The organism is Acinetobacter sp. YH12052 (genome assembly GCF_013419835.1).
In the GTDB taxonomy this organism is placed as follows: Bacteria; Pseudomonadota; Gammaproteobacteria; order Pseudomonadales; family Moraxellaceae; genus Acinetobacter; species Acinetobacter amyesii.
Genome location: NZ_VOZI01000003.1, coordinates 20,766 through 42,644, shown reverse-complemented (window position 1 = coordinate 42,644; position 21,879 = coordinate 20,766). Strand labels below are relative to the sequence as shown.

Below are 21,879 nucleotides of genomic sequence, written 5' to 3'. Positions count from 1 at the left end.
TCTTTTTAACTCTTTTTCATGGGTTGGGGTAACAATAACGAATGTAGTTGCTCTAATTGCGGATCATTCGGATGTTTTTGTTGGAGTTGTTGTAACAACGCGTCAAATTTATTCATATCACCTTGCATGAAGACTGATCGTGCATAGCGAATGCCAATTTTTAAACTATTACTCAGTTCATACGCTTTGGCCAAAACAGATGCAGATGTACTAAAATCATTTTGCAAATAACAAATATAACCGAACGTATCTAAGATTGAAGCTTGCTCAGGAGCATATTCTAAGGCATGTTCGACGTATTTTCGGGCTTCATCTAAGCGTCTATTTTGTACCGCCAAGGTATAGGCATATGCATTTAAATAGGTCGGGCTATTGGGTTCAATTTCAAGTAATTGTTTTAGTAATTGGTCGAGTCTATCTTTATCTTGATGGGCGTCGAGCAGTAGAACTTCGGCATAAATGAGCTCAGGATCTTCGGGCAAGTTTCTTACCGCTTCATCAAGCAAACGGACTGCTGCTTTTTTATTGTTCATGCGTTTTAAAATATCTGCCTGAGCAAGATATAAGAAACTGGCATGTTGAGGATAATTAACCCGCTCTTGGGTTAAAAAGCGCAGTGCATCATGCAGCTTATTTTGCTGGCTAAAAATGCTGATCATATTGCGCCGTGAAACTGTATAAAGACTGCCATCAACAAGGCGATAATAGGCTTTTGCCGTTTCATAATGCTGTTTGCGTTCAGCATTTACTGCGAGATAGTAATACGCTTCATTTTGGTATTTGCTCGAATAACGTAACTCCACCAAATACTTTTCGGCTTTTTCATAAAGCTCTAAGTCAATACTGGTCAAACCTGCCATAAATAGCGGTTCTTCAGCAGATGGCCATTTCTTTAGTATATCTTCGAGTTTTTCTAGACCTAATTCTGACTGATTGATTTTAATTAAATATTTTGCTTCTGCTAAGCGAACTTCCATATTGTTGCGGTGTTTACGGCTGGATTTTTCGAACCATTTTAAGGTTTCTTCTTCATCACCTAACGACATAAGTAAATTGGCTTTCATTAAGATATAGCCAGTCACTTTCGGGCGTTTTTTCAGTGCTAAATTAATGGTGTCTAAGGCATCAGCAAAGGCACCATTTTGAGCTTGTAAACCTGCGACTAAGACCAAAATAGAAGGGTTGGTTTTTTCCTTGCTAGCGGTCAGTGCCTGAATCAGATAAGCGCGATCTTCCTCTGATTCAGGGGAAATACCCGCCAAAATTTGTTCTAAATCTGCATTTGGGTCAATGGTTAAAATTTTATCAAGTGTTTCGGCGGCAAGCTCATATTCATGGGCTTTCAAAGCAATATGTGATAAATAAAATAATGCTGGTACATCTTCAGGTTCTTGCACAACCCAATGTGTAGCAATATCTAAGGCTGCTTGTAAATCATTTTGCTCAATAGCAACGTTTAAAGCACGCTGTTTGACCATGGTGGATTTGCTTTTGATTGCAAGCACGGTGTAATTATGAAGCGCGGTTGGGATGTCGTTATAAGCTAAGGCAAATTCTGCAATCATACTTTGTTTAATTGCATCATATCCTGAATTTGCATGGTAAACTTCTCCCACGGCCCGAATTGGGGCAGTAGAAGCCATGCTACCAACAAGTAAGAATGTGGTAGAATACTGCTTTATTGTCTGGCCGTTCAGTCGGCTATTTGTTAGACGCAATTTTTCTTGATCCAAGTAATGCTTTTTATGACGCCGATAATGCACAATAGCATAAATTTAGCGAAATGATGATCTGATATGTCTTTCTTTGCATTGGGTGTCAACCATCAAACCGCCTCTGTAGAACTGCGCGAACAGATTGCATTTAACCCTGAAAAGTTAACAGCGCTGCTTGAACAGCAAAGCCATACGCCTGAACTCAATGACATGGTGGTGGTGTCTACATGTAATCGTACCGAAGTCTATGCGATGTCTGAAAATGCAGACGTGGTATTGAATTGGCTCGCCCAATCAAATGGTATCGATGTAAAGCAATTGTCAAATCATGTGTATCGTTATGAAAATGCACAAGCGGTGACACACCTCATGCGTGTGGCTAGCGGCTTGGATTCGCTCATGCTTGGTGAGCCTCAAATTTTAGGTCAAGTCAAAACGGCTTTGTCCTTAGCCAAAGATGCCGAAACCGTTTCCCCAAATTTAAACCGTATTTTTGAATATGCCTTTTATGCGGCAAAACGTGTGCGTTCTGAAACAGCCGTTGGAAGTCATGCGGTGTCGATGGGCTATGCTGTTGCTCAGCTCGCTTTACAGGTCTTTAGTCAGCCTGAAAAATTGACGGTGATGATTGTTGCTGCTGGTGAAATGAATAGCTTGGTTGCAAAGCATTTGGCCGAAATGGGTGTGGGCAGAATTATTATCTGTAACCGTACACGTGCCCGTGCCGAAGCTTTATCGCAAGAGATTGCTCATTGTGTAGAAGTTGAAATAATTGATTTTGCAGATTTGGCAGACAATTTACATCGCGCAGATGTAATTTCAAGTTGTACTGGAAGCTTGCATCAAGTGATTTATTTTGCGGATGTCAAAGCAGCACTGAAAAAACGTCGTTATAAACAAATGCTATTGGTTGATTTGGCTGTACCACGAGATATTGAAGCCAAAGTTGAAAGTCTAGATGGCGTTTATTTATATGGTGTCGATGACCTGCAAACTGTCATTGAAGAAAATTTGGCTCAGCGTCGTCAGGCGGCAGTTGAAGCCGAAGTGATGGTCAATCAGCTTGCGACAGATTTAATCACGCAGCAAAAAGTGAATTTGGCTGGCTCGACGATTCATGCATACCGTGAACATGGTGAGTCATTGCGTCAAGAAGAACTGGCTTTGGCGCTGAATCGTCTACAAAAGGGCGAAGATGCTGCGAAGATTATGCAAGAAATGTCGCATCGTTTAACCCAAAAACTATTGCATCCAACCTCTATCGTGCTGCGCAATGCTGCGATGGCGGAAGATCCCGCTTATTTTGAAATGATAGAACAAGATTTAGTTAATGTGGCTGAAAATCGCCGTAAACCAAAGAAATAAATAAACTTATTCATTAAATAAAGGTCATTCACAGCTTGAATTTGAAGTTAAAACTTAATCTTCAAGGAGGGTGAGCGATCTTTTTTTATCAATATCATAAATACGTTGTTTTAAATTACGCATTTCAGCAAGGCTAGAAAACTTATTCGACTTGATCTTGAGTTGTAAGAATTGATATTGCAATTTTGTCGATAAATCTGCTGCAAGTTTATCTGCTTGTTCAGGTGATGACGTATAGTCACTGATATTGGCATGTTCTAAAATATGTTGTAATTCATGATGATGAGCTGCACATGCACCGAGTACATAATAGGTGGATAACTCTGGGTCATCAGGCAATTCATCAAAAATCACATTGAAAATATTTAACACATGATAAAGCAAGAGATCTTGTGAAACTAAGGCGCGTAAAGGCTCAAAATGAATGTAAAGATAAGGATGATTGATTAAAATCGCAATCACATATTCTTCAGCATCAATTTTTGTACTAAAGCTCAATGATGCATCATTATTAACTTGAGGCTGCCACTTTCGGCTAAACCCTAATTTTTCACGGAAATATTGTTGTAGCAAATAACGATATGAACCACCTTTCGGCAACAGTTCAGTCAGTTGTCTCAGTTCACCCATCACCTGACTTTTACCCTCAGGTGAACTGACATCATGATTTTGCGTTAAATGTGCAAAAACAAATTCAGAAAGAAGCGGTGAGGTGTCCAGTAACCGTCGAAAATTTTCAATACCTTCACGACGGATCAATGAATCTGGGTCATGGTCATTCGGCAAAACAAAGAATTTAAGTTCACGACCATCATTCAGCAGTGGGAGGGCAATTTCGAGCGTACGTCGAGCTGCTTTTTGACCTGCGGCATCTCCATCAAATGCAATGGTAATACGGCTATTTTGCTTAAATAAAATGTTTAAATGTTCAGTATTACTGGCAGTCCCTAAAGTCGCTACAGCGCCATGAATGCCATATTGCTGTAGGGCAATGACATCCATATAACCTTCGACCATTAACCAATCTTGGGCTTTTTGTTTACGGCCTTCGTATAAACCATAAAGTAACTGATTTTTATGGAAAACTTCGGAGTCTGGAGAGTTGATGTATTTCGGTTTGATTTCATCATTTAGGGCACGACCACCAAAACCGACCACACGACCTTTCGCATCTCGAATCGGGAAAATCACCCGCTCACGCAGTAAGTCAAAGTCACGACCACTATCACTGGTGCGAATCAAACCGAGAAGTTTGAGTCCTTCGATATCTTGTGGAAAGGCTTTTTCCAGATGTTGCCAATCTTCAGGGGCATAGCCTAAGCGCCAATAGGCGATGGTGTCTGCACTGAGACCCCGTTGTTTAAAATAAGCTTGCCCAATTGGACTGAGCGGAAGTTGTTGTTCATAAAACTGTGCGACATTTTCCAGCAAGTCATATAAGTTTCCATCTTGCGGCACATCTTCAAAAGCATTGGCAACTTGGTCAAAGTGAGCAAACGGATCGCTCCCATAAAAGGCTTCTTCGCTATTTTGAAACTCAGCAAATGGGTCGTGTTCGAAATTTACTGCAGCAGGAGCAGTCTGTGTTTCGCCTGTTTGGGGCGTCAGAGCTTTTGTTTCGATTGCAGGTTTTTGTACAGGTTTAGGTTTAGATTCGCGCTTATATTTGAGTTTATTGGAATCGTTATTGTCTTTCGGTAGTTCAATACCTGTTTGGCTTGATAAATCCTTCATTACTTCAATAAAGTTACGGCTACCAATATCCATTAAAAAACGGATGGCATTACCATTGGCCTGACAACCAAAGCAGTGAAAATATTGTTTATCACGATAGACATGGAAAGATGGCGATTTTTCCTGATGGAATGGGCAGCATCCTGAGTAAGTGCGTCCAGTCTTTTTCAATTTCACAAATTGACCAATCACATCGACAATATCGGTGCGATCTAAAATTTGATCAATTGTATGTTGAGGAATGGCCATGCTATTTTATCTGTCTATCTATTGAATTTGGGCAGTTCGTGAAATATGTTGAAATCAGCAATGCTGTAAGTTCAGGTGGAGATGTAGTACAGCATCGTCCATCGAACTATTGTATACCTTTTAATCTAACCGAATCTGTAGATCCTGAAAAGATAAAAGGGCAAGTATTCTAACTTGCCCTTTGTGAAAAATCGACCTTCGTTGCGACTATATTATTCAGCTGATTCTGACGACTCAGTTTTTTCGCTATGAGGACGATCCAATAAGCCAAAGCTTAAACGATTGGTTAAACTGCGTTTTTCTTCATCAGTTTCAACTACGTCTGTAGAGGTTTGCTCAGACATCGTCTGTGCTTCTTTACCGAAAATACCCAAAGTTGCACGGTTAAGGAAGCTGCCTTCACTACGTGCAGCACGCATATTGAGAGTACCGTCTGACTTCACAAGTTTTGGATAGTTCAGTTTAAGTACTTCAATGTATTGCTGAGACGTGGTTTTATCACCAAGTTTGTCATAACCATAGGCAACCGTCGCTAGAGCTTCTGGAACTTGTGGTGCTTGAGGATAATGTTCGATCACCCAAAGTGAACGTTCAACAGCAGCTAACCATGCTTTACGCTTCACATTAAAACGTGCCGCATTCATCTCGCTTTCAGCCAATTCTTGACTGATGAACTTCATACGTTGTGCGGCATCGACTGCATATTCGCTCGATGGGTAGCGACGGATAAAGTCGACAAAGTTTTGATAAGCCACTTTGAGATAGCTCACATCACGATGCGATTGCTTTAAAGAAGTATAGCGAAGCAAACCGTTGTAGTTTTGCTCCATGTTTGAAACACCACGCACGTAGTACGCATAATCAACTTGCGGATGTTGTGGGTTCATACGAATAAAACGGTCTGCAAGTGCAATCGCACCTTCATAGTCTTTTTGCTGAAACTTTACATACAATAGTTCAAGTTGTGCTTGCTGCGCATAGTTACCTGTAGGGTAGTAGGTCTCTAGAGCTTCAAGGTGTTTTGCTGCATCTGTATATTGGTTACGTTCAAGCGCTTTTTGTGCTTTTTCGATATAAATCTGTTCGCTTGATTGTGGACCTGTGTCGACCACTTCTTTCTTTGGATTACTGCTACAGCCTACCATTGCCGATGCAATGCCTATTGTTAGAGCAAGCATTGTCATTTTATATTTTGGTAGCGACATAAAAATTCCTCTGTTAATACGGGCAATGAGCTACAATTGAACTATTAAACCACTTTTGTCTGAATGAGCAAATGAGTCAAGCACAATCTTCCAATTCTAATTTCCCTGAAACTGATTTCAATTTACTTGAAGATTCTGAGGATGCAGATAACCATACTTCAGACTCAACTGCAACACGTTTATCGTTGCAATTTCAATTGGATGAAAGCTATTTAGGACAACGTATTGATCAGGTTTCAGCACTGGTTTGGACTGATTTTTCTCGTGAAAAGCTAAAACAGTGGCTCAAAGAGGGCCATTTGTTGGTCAATGGTAACACTGTGAAACCAAAGTACAAATGCGAAGGCACAGAGTTACTGACTTTAGACGTCGAGTTAGAAGCACAAACACGTAGCTTACCTGAAGATATTCCACTTAATATTGTCTATGAAGATGACGATATTATGGTGATTAATAAACCTGTCGGTATGGTTGTTCATCCGGGCGCTGGAAACAGTACAGGCACATTGGTGAATGCAATTTTGCATCACTACCCAAAATCTTCAGAGTTGACCCGTGCAGGTTTGGTGCATCGTATTGATAAAGACACCTCAGGTCTGTTGGTTGTTGCGAAAAACCTCGAATCCCAATTTTCTTTAAGTAAGCAATTGGCGAAGAAATCGGTTTACCGCATTTACGATTTGATCGTATATGGCAACATTATTGCTGGCGGTACAGTCGATGAACCAATTAAACGTCATCCTGTCGATCGCATTAAAATGGCAGTCTTGCCGGGCGGTAAAGATGCGGTGACTCACTATAATGTGAAAGAACGTTTCCAAAACTTTACCCGCGTTCAAGCACGTTTAGAAACGGGTCGTACTCATCAAATTCGTGTGCATTTTACTTATATCGGTCATGGTCTTGTGGGCGATCAAGTGTATGTACCACGTGTACGTATGCCTGCAGGCGCGTCGATGTTATTAGATGACACTTTACGTGGCTTTAAACGTCAAGCGTTACATGCAGTTAAATTGGGTCTTGTTCATCCACGTACAGGTGAAGACATGATGTTTGAAGCACCATGGCCTGAAGACTTTAATCAATTGGTTGAAGTTTTACGTAGCGAAAACAAAGCTTATTAAGTTTTAAACTGATTTACACGCCATAGATAGAAAAGGACGGCAACATGCAATTTGTTCAGGGACTTCCACAGGGTGTTTTTGTGGGACAAACTCGAGTTCATCATGATCAGACGCAACCCGCTGAACAACCTGAGCTGGCAGGATTTAATCTGGCATTGCATGTGGGAGATGATGCAGCGCGTGTGCAAAAGCACCGGATGCAATTGCTCAAAGACTTTGCTAAATATGGCGTGAATAAAATCAGCTGGATGAACCAAACGCACAGTACGCTATGCCATCGGATTGATGAACAGATCAACTTTGTTGCACCCGAAGGCGATGGTATGGTCACGCAGTCTAAACACCATGCCCTGATGATGATGACCGCAGATTGCTTACCCGTGGTTTTGGGTAATGCTGACGGGACTGAAGTTGCCAATCTGCATGCAGGTTGGAAGGGCTTGGCAAATGGTATTGTGGAAAACACCATTGCAGCCATCCACACTCAGCCAACATGGGCTTGGTTGGGGGCAGCCATTTGCCAAGAGAGTTTTGAAATTGGCGCAGAAGTCAAAGCTGCCTTTTGTTCCAAATACCCAGAACTTGAAAGTGCATTTAAAGCTGGTGTAAAGGAAGGCAAATATTATGCTGATCTTTATGCGATAGCGCGTTATATTCTTGCATTACATGGGGTTAAAGCTGTAACCGGTGGCGACCAATGTACCTTTTTGCAAGCTGAAGAATATTTTTCTTATCGCCGAGAAGCGAAAACAGGACGTATGGCAACATTCGTCTTTATGCTTTGAAAATGCTAAACTTGACTGAATCTATCGACTTTTAAATGTTATGTCTTTGACTGCTAAATCTTTTGCTGTTGTTTACCACAGTCCCTATGGACACACTGCCAAAGTGGCGAATTTCATTGTACAAGGTGCAGAAAAAGCCGGTGTAAAAGTCCATCTCATGAATGTAGAGCATGTGGATTGGGACGAATTGGACAGTGCAGATGCCATCGTTTTTGGATGCCCAACCTATATGGGCAGTATGAGTGCGGCAATGAAATTATTCATGGAGCAATCATCTAAACGCTGGTTAGCACGGACATGGCAAGGCAAGTTAGCCGCTGGTTTTACCAATGGTGGCGGCTTAAGTGGAGATAAATTGGCAGTATTGCAGCAAATCAATTTATTCGCCATGCAGCACGGCATGTTGTGGAGCGGTCTTCCATTGATGCCAACTGGACGAAGCACAACAGATTTAAATCGGATGTCGAGCTTTTTAGGTTTAATGACACAATCGGATAATGCGCCTGTTGAAGTCACGCCACCTGCGGGTGATTTAGAAACCGCTATTTGGTTTGGTGAATATCTGGGACTGTTGTTAAATAAAGTTAATTAATTTGTAAATAAATCGTTTGAACTATCATTTATAAATCTTTGAAAACCCTAGTGATGGAAATGTTACTGGGGTTTTTATTGGCCTAAAATTCGTGAAAATTGGCATTTTGTATAATTGAGTTGTGATGCGTGTCACAAATTGCTATTCATTTACGCCAAAGCTATTGATTTAATCTTCTCATAAATTTCACTCTGGATGAGTGGTAAATATTAAAAAGGATTAAACAATAGTAATGGCATTGACCTTATGTGTTTCTGACGTTGTTTTTGCAGCAGAAGGCTTGGTGGGATTAGCCGATGAAGAATTATCTGCCATCAATGGTGCTGCATTGATGAATATGTCCTATACCGATCCTGTTTTAGTCAACCAACAAATGGTCGATGAAAATATTGGTTTCTACAAACTCAGTTTAGATGCCGTCATGGATTTGAACGTCAATGTCAAAAGTTTGCAACTCGGCTGTGGTGGGGTAAATGGGTCAAATGGCTGTGATATTGATATTCGTCATCTAGCGCTGAGTGGTAATGTAACGTTGACCGATGCCAATGGTAATCCCGTCTTTAATGGTGATCGAGCGTCAACAAGTGCCAAACTAAAAAATCCATTTATTGAATTTGCAATTAAAAACCCCAAACAAGCCGCTTTACGCGAAGTTAAAGGCTTTCGTGTCAGTGCTGAATCTATTACGGGTTTATTGACCACAGGTATTCAAAATACAGGTGCGTCAACAGACGGGATTAAGTCACTGAGTGGTTATATGAAAATTGCACCGACCACAGGAACAGCAAAGACCCAAGCAGCGCTCTTTGGTGATAGTAGCAGCGAGATTTTATCGGGGAACTTGGTGATTAATACGATTTGGAACAATGATCGTAGCTTTGTCAGCCAACCTGAAAATAGTAAGGGTTTAAAAATTCCTTCAATGAATGTGCCGTTTACCGTCCCTGAAATTACCATCAACGGAAAACGACAAACTCAAGCCGTTGCCAAAAATATCAGTGCGACTGTACCGTCGATTCAACTCAACCGTGATAGTGGTAGTTTGCAGGTCAAACTTGACCGTAATTTGTTATGGGTAGAAGGGGCGCAGTTCTTTATGGATTCGGGTTCATCAATTGATGGTTTGAAAATGAACATTACCTTTGAGCAAGCCTTAAATATGATTCATAACATTCCATTAAATGGCACAGCAGGTTATTTATCGCTTCAATCTCAAGATATCAGTTGGCCAGATGCCAATGCAGATGATATTGCACGTACAGGTTGGTGGATGTCATTTAAAGACCCGATCAATATTGGTAAATTAAATCCAACATCTGAAGTGGATATCTCAGGCGTCTTGCCACAAGTTGCTCAAAAAGTATCGCAAATTTTAACCAATGAACCGATTTATATTCCCTTAGGTTCTGCTGTTGGTGCAGCATTTGGTTTACCGATTTATAAAAATGTCGGTTCAATTAACCTTAGTAATGCCGGTGCGGCCAATTTAACGTTAAAAAATCAGGTCTTGGGGAATCAGGAAGTTCGGACTAACTGTTTTGGTGGGTTGAAATTCTGCTAAATCTGCAATTTAAAAATAAAAAAACCTCCAAGATGGAGGTTTTTTTATTGAACTTATTTATGAAAAATACGGGCTTTATCGCGCTGCCAATCACGGTCTTTTTCCGTTGCACGCTTGTCGTGAAGCTGTTTACCTTTTACTAGGGCAATTTCAAGTTTGGCATGAGGACCTTTCCAGTAACATGCCAAAGGCACACATGAATAACCTTTTTGGTTAATTGCACCTTGTAGTTTTTCAATTTCACGGCGGTTCAGCAATAATTTACGAGTACGTGTTGCTTCAGGCACTACATGTGTCGAAGCACTCAGTAAAGGTTGCACTTGAGCGCCGAATAAAAATGCTTCACCATTTTTAAACGTAATATAGCTCTCTACGATAGTCATTCGACCCGCACGCATTGATTTGACTTCCCAGCCTTGTAATGAAAGGCCCGCTTCAAATTTTTCTTCAATGAAATAATCGTGACGCGCACGCTTATTTAGGGCAATCGTACTGCTACTATTTTTTTTAACTACTGCTTTCGTCATAATCAAAAACTTCCAAACTTAGCACTATTGTACCCGAACTTTGAATAAGATGAAGTTTTTAAATTTACAAGCTGACTTCACCTATAAATCAAGATTTTGTTAAAATACCCATCTACAAAATAACAGAGTACAACTGGATGTCTAAAACTCGTGTAATTTATCCGGGCACATTCGATCCAATTACTAATGGTCATATCGACTTAGTGACACGTGCATCACGCATGTTTGACGAAGTTGTCGTGGCAATTGCAATTGGACATCACAAAAACCCTGTGTTTAGTCTGGAAGAACGTGTTGCACTAGCGCAAGAGTCTTTAAGTCATTTGTCAAATGTTGAGTTTGTAGGTTTTGATGGGCTGTTGGTCAACTTCTTTAACGAGCAAAAAGCAACAGCCGTGTTACGTGGTTTACGTGCAGTTTCAGATTTTGAATATGAATTTCAATTGGCAAATATGAATCGCCGTTTGGACAGTAAATTTGAAGCGGTGTTCTTAACCCCATCAGAGCAATATTCGTTTATTTCATCTACGCTCGTGCGTGAAATTGCACGTTTAAATGGTGATGTCACTCAGTTTGTACCACAAGCTGTCGTGGAAGCCTTTAAGCGTAAACAACAGCAAGGTTGGTAGAGTGTCTTTATATATCACTGATGAATGCATCAACTGCGATGTCTGTGAACCTGTATGCCCCAATGAGGCGATTTTCATGGGGGAACTCATTTATGAGATTAACCCTGATTTGTGTACGGAATGCGTTGGGCATCACGATAAACCGCAGTGTCAGTTGTTCTGTCCAGTGGATTGTATTCCATTGGATCCGGCACATCCTGAAACTCAGGAACAGCTTCAACAAAAGTACGAAAAACTAACTGCTCAAAAAACATCAAGCAATTAGTTGTCAGATTTGTTAGAATGCGCCCCGAAGTGAACCAGACGATCGCTGCTGTGTATAGGTCTCCGTGACTAAAGCAGGGGAGGAAAGTCCGGGCTTCATAGGGCAAGGTGCCAGGTAACGCCTGGGCGGTGTGAGCCGACGGAAAGTGCAGCAGAGAGTAGACCGCCTTCATTATGGTTTCGAGTAATCGAAATCGGAGGTAAGGGTGAAAGGGTGCGGTAAGAGCGCACCGCGTGTCTGGTAACAGTTCACGGCATGGTAAACCCCACCGGAAGCAAGACCAAATAGGGATCCTTTAGGCATGGCCCATGCTGGATCCGGGTAGGTCGCTTGAGCGTATGAGTGATTGTACGCCTAGAGGAATGATCGTCCTCGACAGAACCCGGCTTATCGGTTCACTTCAACAAATTTTGATCAAATACGCGCATTATGGGCTTGACGATATTTAAATATCCCTCCATAATGCGCGCACAGTTTAAGGCTATGTAGCTCAGTTGGTTAGAGCACCGCACTCATAATGCGGGGGTCACAAGTTCAAGTCTCGTCATAGCCACCATATTCAAAAAAAGACCACTCCGATTGAGTGGTCTTTTTTTTATGTCTCAATTTTCCAAATTTAAAAAATTAACGATAAACAAAACGACGCATACCTGCACGTAAGGCAAATGCGCCTTGCATATATACGCCACCGAGCCAATACGGCACATTGTAAATATCTTCATGGCGATATTTAACTAAAGCAAACTCAGCCAATAGTCCTTCAAAGAACATGCCACCAATGGCAAGTATAATGGCCAAAATCAGTAACCATGTCCGCTCATAGCTAAATAGCCAGCGAATAAAAAAGCTCAGGTAAAAAATCCAACAAAGTGCTTCGGGATGAAAATTACCAAATCCGCTGAGTATATAGACTATGGCAAATAGTATTAGGCTCTCGACGAGGGGCGCAGTGCCGTCATGATGGCAACTGAGCTGGGTCATCACATAGTGTTTAAGTAGTTGTGTAAGTTGAATATAGCTATATGCCATGAAAGCAAAGGCAATAAAAAAGCCGGGGAATACCCACCAAGCCTGATGGAAAAATAATGGGTTGGGATAACTAAGCGTCTGAGTATAGACATGAATTGCATCGCAAAAAGTTGCGACGACTGCTGCCAGCAGGGCAAGTATAAATATGCCTGAGAATTGAGTGGTTCTCGTCATCATTCATCCTGAAAAGTGGGGTCTTTTTATTTTATGTGTTCTTTATAGTCTGATTGAGTAAAAAAGGCTAGGAATAAAGATGGTCGTAGTAATATTTTTAGTTAGCTACATGTGTACACATAAAAAATATGTAGCTTAGTTGGTTAGAGCCCCGTGCTTATAATGCAAGGGTCACAAGTTCTACTCTTGTTATAGCCACAATATTATGAAAAACCCACTCAGATTGAGTGAGGTTTATGCCTGAAATTTATGTTTGTTATTTTGTATGTCTAAAATTGCAGATTTTAATACTTGAAGGCAAATTTTTGCCGTTTCTTCTCTTGGTGAAAATTGCTCACTCATTTGTTGAAATGGGTGGATATAGTTTCTGAAATCTCTTAATTCTTTACTGAAACGATAGGTATCTTTTTCAAGTATTCCAATAGAGTGGGATACTTCGATAAAGTTATTTAGTGTCCATTGGTCAAAATTTTTAACTTTTCCATCTTTTTTAGGGCTTTGTCTGGATAAATTAAAAACTTTGGGGTTTAGAGATGCTATGTTTAAAAATAATCCTTCTAATGTACTACCTGCTAATAAAACGACCGATAAATATGCTTCAGCTTTGAAAGCTTTTTCTATTTCTTGCATTCTCTTATCAATTATTGGAACTAACGCTGGTATTAAATTGAGTTTAGAGCAATCAACATTGAACTCATGTTTGATAAAATTATTTTCCAGATTTTCTTCTTCAGTATTTAAATTTTCGTCTAAATTTACTTCACTAACTGATTCTATAAAAATTTCTGTGTTTCTTCGCGCCACACGAAATTTATCGAATTGAAGATATTTGTTAAAATTAGCTATTAGAGAATCGAGCCTTTTTAAATCATCCATGTAATTAATGGGATTAAAGAGTGTCTGAATACATATTTTTATCTTTTCAGTTTTATTAATTCTTCCTAACCGAAAATCTGTATATGCCCATCTTGCTGGAAAGCCCTGACCATAAGTATCCATGTAATCGAAGGTTGAGAAAAAATCTATAATTTTGGGACCTGATCGGTATTCGGTAGTTTCGTTAATTAGGTCGCGAAGTTTTTCCAGAGTTTTTGATGATAGGTGCATATTTATTAAGAATAATTATTTGAAATAAATATAACTTTTAACTTGAATTTTGTACATAAAGAAGTAGCGAATTAACATCATCCGTCTGCAACTGCTCCCGCATCTTTAAAAACTGCTTTTCATCTAAATCATAGAGCTTAAGTGAAAGTAGTTTTTCGATATCTTCCAGAGGGAAACGATATTTAATAATTTGAGCAGGCACGCCGCCGACAACAGCATAAGGTGGTACATCTTTAGTTACCACAGCGCCTGTAGCCACCACAGCACCTTCACCGAGTGTAACGCCTTGCATAATCATGGCGCGTGAGCCGATCCAGCAGCCATCACCAATGATTGTATCACCCGCAGGGACAAAACTCCGTGTATCAAACGGAAATGCTGAAATCCAGTCTGTGCGGTGGAGTTGGTTACCGCCCATCATAATCACGCATTCTGCGCCAAAGCAGACAAAATTACCGATATGTAGCTGGTCTATCGGCTTCTCTGGGGTCACAGGTTTGTCGTGCAAATAACGCACCACACAGCGCTCAAAACCCTGATCCCAATATGCAGAATAATATGAATAATTACCCTTGATATGAATATTAGGGTTCTTCACTGTTTTAGAGATGAACTCAAATTCACACCAATGATTTACAGGTGAATTAATCAATTTTTCAGACATAAACAGTACAACTTAAAAAGGGTAAACCATTATAACCAATTGAACTGATGTCATGCGTCGTTCATCCCTATTAAAAATCAATCGCTAGACCGAAGTGTTTGTAGGGAGGTTTGGGATCCGAGCAATGACTTTAATTTCAAAATCAAAACCTGCAAGCCAATTAACACCTATTGCTGTCCAGTTTGGATAAGGCTTTTGTGTAAACACCTCATTTTTAACTTTCATGATGACTTCAAATTGCTGTTCAGGGTTTGTATGGAAGGTGGTGACATCGACAATTTCATCGAAAGTACAGCCTGCCGCAGCGAGAGTATGGCTAAGATTCTGGAATGCTAGTTTTACCTGTTTCTCAAAATCAGGTTCAGGACTGCCATCTTCACGGCTACCGACCTGGCCTGATACAAAGAGTAAATTTTCCGATTTAATAGCAGCAGAGTAACCATGCTGTTCATACAAGGCATGGCGATCTTGGGGAAATATTGCAATTCTAGTCATGTTTATTCTCATTCAATATCTGGTTTTAAAAGTGGGGGAAAGCAGCTTTATTTTTGACATACGTATCGTATGTCAACATAATTGACATACGCCTGGTATGTCAATTAAAATTTTTGTGATGATGAGGTAATCAAAGCAATGTCTGTTCGTGAAAAAAAAATGGCGGCAACCCGCAAGAAACTGATTGAAGTGGCACGCCGTACGTTTGCTGAGTATGGCTATGCAGACACCTCAATGGATAAACTCACGGCAGAAGCAGGGCTGACCCGTGGTGCGCTGTACCATCATTTTGGCGATAAAAAGGGCTTATTTGCTGCTGTGGTTAATCAAATTGATTCAGAAATGGCTTTATCTGCCCAGAAGTATCTGGAGCAACCCGAAGATCTTTGGGAGGGGTTGATGCTTGAGGGGAAAACCTATATTGAAAATGCCTTGAATCCTGAGTTTCAGCGAATTGTATTACGCGACGGACCTGCGGTATTGGGTGATCCTGCGCATTGGCCGAGTCAAAACAAATGCTTGAAGTCTACACGTGAATGCGTAGAACAGTTATTGGCAGCAGACCGAATTAAAGCAGTGAATTCTGAAGCGGCAGCCATATTTTTAAATGGAGCAGCCATGAATGCGGCGCTTTGGGTGGCTTCTAGCAAGAATCCTGAGCAGGTGTTGTCAGAAGCATTACATGCCTTTCAACTTTTTGCATCAGGATTATTAAAAGAAGGATAGAGCAGGGGTATAATAATTATTTGTCTGATTATAAAAAACCCCTCAAAAGAGGGGCTTAAAATTGCTATCTTAATGAATTAAAGATATTCAACTTTAGAAACTTCGTACTCAACTTCACCTTGTGGTGTGTTGATTTTTACATCGTCGCCTTCATTTTTACCCAAAAGACCACGAGCAATTGGAGAGTTCACAGAGATTTTGTTGATTTTAAAATCTGCTTCGTCATCACCAACGATTTTATAAGTCTTTTGTTCTTCAGTATCTAAGTTCTCAATGGTCACTGTCACACCGAAAACCACACGGCCATTTTGCTCAAGTGATTTAACATCAATCACTTGGCAAGCACCCAGTTTACCTTCGATATCTTGGATACGGCCTTCACAGAAACCTTGTTGCTCGCGAGCAGCGTGGTATTCAGCGTTTTCTTTCAAATCCCCATGTTCACGCGCTTCAGCAATTGCTGCAGTAATACGTGGACGATCAACACTTTTAAGTTGCTGTAATTCTTTCTCTAGGGCAATTTTGCCTTCGGGAGTCATAGGATAACGTTGCATTGTTGTCCCTCATGTTTGTAAAAAAGAAAAAATCAGTAAAATTTTTACTGACCTAGAAATGAAAAAAAGCCCGCCACCGAGAGGTGGCGGGACTTCTCGGTAACTTAATTAACCTTTAGTAAGGTCTTGTAAGCGGTATACATCCATTGGCAATTTGATTGCTAAAGCTTGGCATACTGCATCAGCACCGTTAAGGGTAGTTGTGTAATACACTTTACCTTGTAATGCAGAGCGGCGGATCGAGAATGAATCTTCTTGAGCCTGTTTGCCTTCAGTTGTATTGATAATGAGGTGAACTTCGCCATTTTTCAAGCGGTCTACGATATTAGGACGGCCTTCAGTCACTTTGTTCACACGTTCACATTCAATACCAGCATCTTTAATCACATCATAAGTACCGCCAGTAGCGATCACTTTGAAGCCAAGATCTGTCAACTGTTTCGCAATACCAACAGCACGAGGCTTGTCAGAATGACGAACAGATAAGAATGCATGTTTTACTTCGCCTTCCGTTGGTAGGCCTGGTAAACGGTCATTAGAGCCTAACACAGCTTTATAGAACGCTTCACCAAATGTTTTACCTACACCCATCACTTCGCCTGTAGATTTCATCTCAGGGCCAAGAATTGGGTCAACACCAGGGAATTTGTTGAATGGGAACACCGCTTCTTTTACAGAGAAGTGTTCAGGAATAATCTCTGTAGTGAATCCTTGAGATTCTAGAGATTGACCTGCCATACAACGTGCAGCAACTTTTGCTAAAGATTCGCCGATACACTTAGATACGAATGGAACTGTACGTGATGCACGTGGGTTCACTTCTAAGATGTATACGTCAGTACCTTTAACCGCAAACTGTACGTTCATCAAACCAATTACGCCAAGCTCTTTCGCCATAGCGATGGTTTGGCGGCGCATTTCGTCCTGAACTTCTTTAGATAAAGAGTACGGAGGAATAGAACATGCTGAGTCACCTGAGTGAATACCCGCTTGTTCGATGTGCTGCATGATACCGCCGATCACAACGTCTTTACCGTCAGATACGCAGTCCACGTCAACTTCAATCGCATCGTCTAGGAAGTGGTCAAGAAGTACTGGCGCTTCATTCGATGCTTGAACCGCATCACGTAGGTAGCGTTTCAATTCGTCATCGTTGTATACGATTTCCATCGCACGACCACCAAGGACATAAGAAGGACGTACCACAAGTGGGTAGCCAACTTTAGCAGCTTCAGCCATACCTTCTTCAGCAGATTTTACGATGCTGTTGTTTGGTTGACGAAGTTGCAGACGTTGAATCATTTGTTGGAAACGTTCACGGTCTTCCGCACGGTCAATTGCGTCTGGTGATGTACCGATGATTGGTGCACCAGCTTCTTCTAAAGCACGAGCCAATTTAAGCGGAGTTTGACCACCATACTGAACGATAATGCCTTTTGGCTTCTCGATACGAACGATTTCAAGTACATCTTCCAAAGTAATTGGTTCGAAGTACAAACGATCTGATGTGTCGTAATCTGTAGAAACCGTTTCAGGGTTACAGTTCACCATGATGGTTTCATAACCGTCATCACGCATTGCAAGAGCCGCGTGTACACAGCAGTAATCGAATTCGATACCTTGACCAATACGGTTAGGACCGCCACCAATGACCATTATTTTGTCACGGTTCGATGGGTTCGCTTCACATTCTTCATCGTAAGTTGAGTACATGTAAGCTGTGTCAGATTCGAATTCTGCAGCACATGTATCTACACGTTTGTAAACTGGAGTTACGCCCAAGTTCCAACGGTGTTTACGGAATTGTTTTTGTGAAATGCCCATCAAGTCCGCAATGCGAAGGTCAGATAAACCTTTGCGTTTGAACGAACGGATGTTGTCCGCATTCAAATCACCAAAACCTAAAGTTTTGATTTGGTTTTCAGTTTTGATGATATCTTCGATTTGAATCAAGAACCAACGGTCAATTTTGGTTGCTTCAAATACTTCATCAAGGGTGAAACCGTGACGGAATGCATCGCCTGCATACCAAATACGCTCTGGACCTGGCACTTTCAATTCAACAAGAATTTTCTCACGTGCGCCTTCAGTGCCCACAGCGATTTTTTCGTCAAAACCACATGCGCCCACTTCAAGACCACGAAGTGCTTTAGACACAGACTCTTGGAAGTTACGGCCAATGGCCATGACTTCACCTACAGATTTCATCTGAGTCGTCAAAGTTGCGTCAGCTTGCGGGAATTTCTCGAAGTTGAAACGAGGAATCTTGGTTACAACATAGTCGATCGCAGGTTCGAAAGATGCAGGGGTTGTACCGCCAGTGATGTCGTTTTTCAACTCATCAAGGGTATAACCTACAGCCAATTTCGCCGCGATTTTCGCAATTGGGAAACCTGTTGCTTTAGACGCAAGTGCAGATGAACGAGAAACACGTGGGTTCATCTCGATCACAACCATACGGCCGTCTTTCGGGTTGATACCGAACTGAACGTTCGAACCGCCAGTTTCTACACCAATTTCACGAAGTACAGCTAAAGATGCATTACGTAAAAGTTGGAATTCTTTGTCAGTCAATGTTTGTGCAGGAGCAACAGTGATTGAGTCACCTGTGTGCACGCCCATTGGGTCAAAGTTTTCAATGGTACATACAATGATACAGTTGTCGTTTTTGTCACGAACAACTTCCATTTCGTACTCTTTCCAACCAATTAATGATTCATCGATCAATAATTGTTTAGTTGGAGAAAGATCGAAACCGCGTTCACAGATTTCAATGAATTCTTCACGGTTGTATGCGATACCGCCGCCTGAACCACCCATAGTGAATGATGGACGGATAATGACAGGGAAGCCGAAACGCGCTTGAATTTCAAGTGCGTGTTCCATGCTTTCTGCAACGTCAGCGCGAGGGCATTCCAAACCGATTTTGCGCATTGCGATATCGAAAAGTTTACGGTCTTCCGCTTTTTCGATCGCTTCTTTGGTCGCGCCAATCAATTCAACATTGTATTTTTCTAGAATACCGTTGGCATCGAGTGCAAGTGCACAGTTCAATGCTGTTTGACCACCCATTGTAGGAAGAACTGCGTCTGGGCGTTCTTTCTCAATGATTGCAGCTACAGTTTGCCAAGTGATTGGCTCGATGTAAGTGGCATCTGCCATAGCAGGGTCAGTCATAATGGTTGCTGGGTTAGAGTTCACCAAAATAACACGGTAGCCTTCTTCACGAAGTGCTTTACATGCTTGAGCACCTGAGTAGTCAAACTCACATGCTTGACCGATGACAATCGGACCAGCACCAATAATTAAGATGCTTTTAATGTCTGTACGTTTAGCCATGATGCTTCCTTAATTACTTCTTAGATGCTTCGATAAGTTCGATGAAATGATCGAACAATGGTGCGCAGTCATGTGGACCAGGGCTTGCTTCGGGGTGACCTTGGAAACTGAACGCAGGTTTATCTGTACGGTGAATCCCTTGTAGGGTTTGGTCGAACAGTGATTTGTGCGTAGCTTTCAAGTTTGCAGGTAATGTTTCTGCATCTACTGCGAAGCCATGGTTTTGCGAAGTAATCATCACAATACCAGTTTCCATGTTTTGAACAGGGTGGTTGGCACCGTGGTGGCCGTGAGGCATTTTCACAGTTTTTGCACCTGAAGCAAGTGCAAGAATTTGGTGACCTAAGCAAATACCGAATACAGGTACATTGCGTGCGTCTTCTACAATTATTTTTACAGCTTCAATTGCGTAGTCACATGCAGCTGGATCGCCGGGGCCGTTCGATAAGAACACGCCATCTGGATTCAATGCAAGTACGTCAGCAGCAGGAGTTTGCGCAGGCACGACAGTCAATTTACAACCGCGGTCTGCGAGCATACGTAAGATGTTGGTTTTGACACCGTAATCGTATGCAACAACATGGAATTTAGCTTCAGGCTGAGAGAAACCTTTACCTAATGTCCAAGAACCTTCAGTCCATTCAAAGCCTTCAGGGTCACAGCATTCTTTTGCAAGGTCTAAACCATTTAAACCACCAAAAGCGCGTGCTTTAGCTAAAGCTTCTTCTTCTGTAATGTTTTCGCCAGCAAGGATACAACCATTTTGTGCACCTTTTGCTCGCAGAATACGCGTTAATTTACGTGTATCGATGTCTGCAATAGCAACAACATTGTGTTGTTCAAGGTAATCACCAAGTGATTGCTCAGCACGGAAGTTGCTATGCAATAAAGGTAGGTCACGAATGATCAATCCGTTAGCCCATACTTTATGAATTCGACCTGACTCAGCGTCTTCATCATTACAACCTGTGTTACCGATATGTGGGTAAGTTAGTGTCACAAGTTGTTGTGCATAACTAGGGTCAGTCAAAATTTCTTGATAGCCAGTCATTGCTGTATTAAAAACGACTTCACCAGTCGTACTACCCGATGCGCCAATAGAAGTACCTTTAAAGATAGTTCCGTCGGCAAGGGCTAAAATTGCTGGGGTGCTCAAACCAAAGCTCCTGAAATTTAGGCTGTAAAAAAGCGAGAAGACGAAAAAAAAGGAAGGCTGCTTAAAAACCTACCCTCCTTACATCTGCTCGCTTGAACTTAACACGGCATTATACGCAGAAAGCCACTGAAAGTCCATCGTAAATATCAGGAATAAAGCAGATAAAGCGCTTGCATTTTAGAATAAAGTTTGGTTTTGCAAAATCTTAGAAAAATGTAAGCAATTAATTATTGTCAGACAAATCATAAATTAAAATTTATCAAAAAGCGCTAATGTGGGTCGGTCAGCAAAAAATATAGGTACAAAGTCATGGCAACACAACAAAAACAAACAGCGACTAAATCCTCCCTGAAAGAAGTCGTTATCGAAGGTGCTGAAAAGCTTGAACAAGTTGCAAAAGAGGCGAGTGTTCAAGCCACAGAAGCGGTCACTGAAAGCAAAGAAAAGATCGGAGCAGAGGCAAAGCAGTTGAATGCCAGTGTGCAAGATCAATTGCGTCAGTTGAAGCAAGATGTATTGAATAAACTTGATCAGTTAAAAGTTCAGTTTGGTTCATCGCAAAAAGATTTTAGTGAACTCAAAGAGTTTGTGAAAACTGAGTTTAATACGGTTATTGATGATCTTTCTAAACTTGGAAAAGAGCTGAAAGAAGATGTGACCCAAATTTCAGGAAAGCACAAAGATCATCTAACAGAAACATTTAAGCGTTCTAAGGAACATACTTTGGAAGCGTGGAAAAAAGTTTCACCAGTGAAAGCTGAAGTTACGGATCAAACCACAGATCTTAAAAGTTAATTGTGAATGACATGAATTTTAAAACGCTTAAGTTAAGTCTAGTCATTCCAGGGAGCTGGATTGGGTGAGAGCGAATTAAACTTCAAGTT

At 41.2% G+C, this 21,879-nt stretch carries 20 protein-coding genes, 2 tRNA genes and 1 other RNA gene; 12 read left to right on the top strand and 11 right to left on the bottom strand.

The features are described from left to right. Window positions 1–5: 5 nt before the first annotated feature. Window positions 6–1,718, bottom strand: a complete 1,713-nt coding sequence (locus tag FTU06_RS02685; protein ID WP_180023231.1) for a hypothetical protein — start codon at window positions 1,716–1,718, stop codon at window positions 6–8. A 78-nt stretch (window positions 1,719–1,796) separates the two neighbouring features. Between FTU06_RS02685 and hemA the strand changes: the two genes are divergently transcribed. Next, window positions 1,797–3,080, top strand: coding sequence for a glutamyl-tRNA reductase (gene hemA, locus FTU06_RS02680; protein WP_180144786.1), 1,284 nt, complete (start codon window positions 1,797–1,799; stop codon window positions 3,078–3,080). A 54-nt stretch (window positions 3,081–3,134) separates the two neighbouring features. Here the strand turns inward: hemA and FTU06_RS02675 are convergent, their stop codons facing one another. Together FTU06_RS02675 and FTU06_RS02670 are read right to left on the bottom strand one after the other, a co-directional pair. Further along, a complete protein-coding gene (locus FTU06_RS02675; RefSeq protein WP_180117821.1) occupies window positions 3,135–5,063 on the bottom strand; it encodes a DNA primase in 1,929 nt (642 codons plus the stop codon). Window positions 5,064–5,275: 212 nt separating this feature from the next. Then, window positions 5,276–6,268, bottom strand: a complete 993-nt coding sequence (locus FTU06_RS02670; RefSeq protein ID WP_180039560.1) for an outer membrane protein assembly factor BamD — start codon at window positions 6,266–6,268, stop codon at window positions 5,276–5,278. A gap of 71 nt (window positions 6,269–6,339) precedes the next feature. Between FTU06_RS02670 and rluD the strand changes: the two genes are divergently transcribed. From rluD to FTU06_RS02650, 4 genes are all read left to right on the top strand, one after another. Then, window positions 6,340–7,392, top strand: a complete 1,053-nt coding sequence (rluD, locus tag FTU06_RS02665) for a 23S rRNA pseudouridine(1911/1915/1917) synthase RluD (RefSeq protein WP_078191355.1) — start codon at window positions 6,340–6,342, stop codon at window positions 7,390–7,392. Window positions 7,393–7,436: 44 nt separating this feature from the next. Then, complete coding sequence (pgeF, locus tag FTU06_RS02660; protein ID WP_180144783.1) at window positions 7,437–8,177, top strand: peptidoglycan editing factor PgeF; 741 nt, start codon at window positions 7,437–7,439, stop codon at window positions 8,175–8,177. Between the two features lie 40 nt (window positions 8,178–8,217). Beyond that, window positions 8,218–8,769, top strand: a complete 552-nt coding sequence (locus tag FTU06_RS02655) for a flavodoxin family protein (protein WP_180144780.1) — start codon at window positions 8,218–8,220, stop codon at window positions 8,767–8,769. Between the two features lie 232 nt (window positions 8,770–9,001). Then, window positions 9,002–10,330: a hypothetical protein gene (locus FTU06_RS02650; protein WP_180144777.1), complete on the top strand. Its 1,329-nt coding sequence runs from the start codon at window positions 9,002–9,004 to the stop codon at window positions 10,328–10,330. A 53-nt stretch (window positions 10,331–10,383) separates the two neighbouring features. Here FTU06_RS02650 and smpB read toward each other — a convergent pair whose 3' ends face one another. After that, on the bottom strand, window positions 10,384–10,857 hold the full coding sequence (gene smpB / locus FTU06_RS02645) for an SsrA-binding protein SmpB (RefSeq protein WP_078191351.1): 474 nt from the start codon (window positions 10,855–10,857) through the stop codon (window positions 10,384–10,386). Window positions 10,858–10,994: 137 nt separating this feature from the next. Between smpB and coaD the strand changes: the two genes are divergently transcribed. The 4 genes from coaD to FTU06_RS02625 all read left to right on the top strand — a co-directional run bounded on the left by coaD (window position 10,995) and on the right by FTU06_RS02625 (window position 12,307). Further along, window positions 10,995–11,486: a pantetheine-phosphate adenylyltransferase gene (coaD, locus tag FTU06_RS02640; RefSeq protein ID WP_078191350.1), complete on the top strand. Its 492-nt coding sequence runs from the start codon at window positions 10,995–10,997 to the stop codon at window positions 11,484–11,486. 1 nt (window position 11,487) lies between these two features. After that, window positions 11,488–11,751 carry a YfhL family 4Fe-4S dicluster ferredoxin gene (locus FTU06_RS02635; RefSeq protein ID WP_078191349.1) on the top strand — a complete coding sequence of 88 codons (264 nt, stop codon included), beginning with the start codon at window positions 11,488–11,490 and terminating at the stop codon, window positions 11,749–11,751. 26 nt (window positions 11,752–11,777) lie between these two features. Further along, window positions 11,778–12,157: RNase P RNA component class A (gene rnpB / locus FTU06_RS02630), an RNA gene on the top strand. A gap of 73 nt (window positions 12,158–12,230) precedes the next feature. Further along, window positions 12,231–12,307, top strand: a tRNA-Met gene (locus tag FTU06_RS02625). A gap of 68 nt (window positions 12,308–12,375) precedes the next feature. Here FTU06_RS02625 and FTU06_RS02620 read toward each other — a convergent pair. Continuing rightward, window positions 12,376–12,954 carry a hypothetical protein gene (locus tag FTU06_RS02620; RefSeq protein WP_180089321.1) on the bottom strand — a complete coding sequence of 193 codons (579 nt, stop codon included), beginning with the start codon at window positions 12,952–12,954 and terminating at the stop codon, window positions 12,376–12,378. A gap of 127 nt (window positions 12,955–13,081) precedes the next feature. On the opposite strand from FTU06_RS02620, the gene FTU06_RS02615 reads away from it, so the two are divergent. Continuing rightward, window positions 13,082–13,152 (top strand) — tRNA-Tyr (locus FTU06_RS02615). Between the two features lie 36 nt (window positions 13,153–13,188). Here the strand turns inward: FTU06_RS02615 and FTU06_RS02610 are convergent. From FTU06_RS02610 to FTU06_RS02600, 3 genes are all read right to left on the bottom strand, one after another. Next, window positions 13,189–13,953: a hypothetical protein gene (locus FTU06_RS02610; protein ID WP_257221006.1), complete on the bottom strand. Its 765-nt coding sequence runs from the start codon at window positions 13,951–13,953 to the stop codon at window positions 13,189–13,191. A gap of 145 nt (window positions 13,954–14,098) precedes the next feature. Then, the gene (locus FTU06_RS02605) at window positions 14,099–14,725 is read right to left on the bottom strand and encodes a CatB-related O-acetyltransferase (RefSeq protein WP_180144774.1); all 627 of its coding nucleotides are present in this window, start codon (window positions 14,723–14,725) and stop codon (window positions 14,099–14,101) included. 84 nt (window positions 14,726–14,809) lie between these two features. Next, a complete protein-coding gene (locus FTU06_RS02600) occupies window positions 14,810–15,220 on the bottom strand; it encodes a RidA family protein (RefSeq protein WP_180005422.1) in 411 nt (136 codons plus the stop codon). 138 nt (window positions 15,221–15,358) lie between these two features. On the opposite strand from FTU06_RS02600, the gene FTU06_RS02595 reads away from it, so the two are divergent. Further along, on the top strand, window positions 15,359–15,946 hold the full coding sequence (locus FTU06_RS02595; RefSeq protein WP_180021942.1) for a TetR/AcrR family transcriptional regulator: 588 nt from the start codon (window positions 15,359–15,361) through the stop codon (window positions 15,944–15,946). A 77-nt stretch (window positions 15,947–16,023) separates the two neighbouring features. Here FTU06_RS02595 and greA read toward each other — a convergent pair whose 3' ends face one another. The 3 genes from greA to carA all read right to left on the bottom strand — a co-directional run bounded on the left by greA (window position 16,024) and on the right by carA (window position 20,995). After that, the gene (greA, locus tag FTU06_RS02590) at window positions 16,024–16,500 is read right to left on the bottom strand and encodes a transcription elongation factor GreA (RefSeq protein ID WP_078191345.1); all 477 of its coding nucleotides are present in this window, start codon (window positions 16,498–16,500) and stop codon (window positions 16,024–16,026) included. A 108-nt stretch (window positions 16,501–16,608) separates the two neighbouring features. Further along, window positions 16,609–19,839 carry a carbamoyl-phosphate synthase large subunit gene (gene carB, locus FTU06_RS02585; RefSeq protein WP_180144771.1) on the bottom strand — a complete coding sequence of 1,077 codons (3,231 nt, stop codon included), beginning with the start codon at window positions 19,837–19,839 and terminating at the stop codon, window positions 16,609–16,611. 13 nt (window positions 19,840–19,852) lie between these two features. Beyond that, window positions 19,853–20,995 carry a glutamine-hydrolyzing carbamoyl-phosphate synthase small subunit gene (gene carA / locus FTU06_RS02580; RefSeq protein WP_180073595.1) on the bottom strand — a complete coding sequence of 381 codons (1,143 nt, stop codon included), beginning with the start codon at window positions 20,993–20,995 and terminating at the stop codon, window positions 19,853–19,855. A gap of 309 nt (window positions 20,996–21,304) precedes the next feature. Here carA and FTU06_RS02575 point away from each other — a divergent pair, with 309 nt between their 5' ends. Further along, window positions 21,305–21,790 carry a hypothetical protein gene (locus tag FTU06_RS02575; RefSeq protein ID WP_180073594.1) on the top strand — a complete coding sequence of 162 codons (486 nt, stop codon included), beginning with the start codon at window positions 21,305–21,307 and terminating at the stop codon, window positions 21,788–21,790. The last annotated feature ends 89 nt before the right edge of the window (window positions 21,791–21,879 follow it).